The sequence below is a fragment of the Photorhabdus stackebrandtii genome (genome assembly GCF_011189495.1).
GTDB lineage: Bacteria > Pseudomonadota > Gammaproteobacteria > Enterobacterales > Enterobacteriaceae > Photorhabdus > Photorhabdus khanii.
In genome coordinates, this window is record NZ_PUJV01000149.1 from 1 (window position 1) to 854 (window position 854).

General features: G+C 51.6%; 1 protein-coding gene. It reads right to left on the reverse strand.

Going from position 1 to position 854, the window contains the following annotated elements:
* Positions 1-854 (reverse strand): conjugal transfer protein TraG N-terminal domain-containing protein (locus C5470_RS22075; protein ID WP_166291928.1); only part of this gene is annotated, 854 nt, incomplete at both ends.

Below are 854 nucleotides of genomic sequence, written 5' to 3' on the forward strand. Positions count from 1 at the left end.
GTAATGCCTGGCGCATTGCATCAAATGCCGGAAATGCCGCCAGACTCCCCAACGACATCCCACCCAATGAAGCCAGACGGCCCACTGAATTCATCAGGGTAAAATCCGCGTTACCCCCGTAACCGGCATAGACATGTCCCCCCTGAGATGTTGTCAGGTTTTCCGGACTCACCAGACGCCGTATCACCGCTTCTTTGTACTCTGATGTCTCCTTACCCATCAGTTTTAATGCCGCTGATAGCCGAAACCACATGCCTGGTTCAACCTGCGCCATGATCCGTTTTTCCAATCCTACTTGACTGTCTGACCACCATTCCTTACAGGCCGGATAGCCGCCTTGTCCCGTATTAGCAAAACCATCATCACGGCGCGGTTTCCAGGGAAAATCCGACCGGGGTGTTTTTGACTGGAGCACATCATAATAACCCGCCCCATTCAGAAACGCTTTTGACCCCAACCATTCAATACCCGGTAATACCGCTTCATCCAGGTTTTTTCCCTCGTCCCGGCGTTTCCACTGATACAATGCCAGCGCATAACAGTCATGGGTGAAATCCTGTAATATCTGAGCCAGTGCCGGATTATTAATCCGCGTATGCTGGACCTCAAAACGCAGTTGCCTCAGGTCGGGACGGCAGGGAAGAGAAGCTATTGATGCCTGAGTGACTCCTTTGGAAATCTGATGAACCAGTATCCACCAAACCGGAGCCGCCGCTGTTTTACCCTCAAGCGACGATATCACTGACGCATAACCCGTTTCAGCCGGTTTCGGTGTCCAAGTACCACAACTTTTTGCCCGCGAGTCATCATACGTAATGGTACTCAGACTCACATTGACCAACGGCACACAGCAA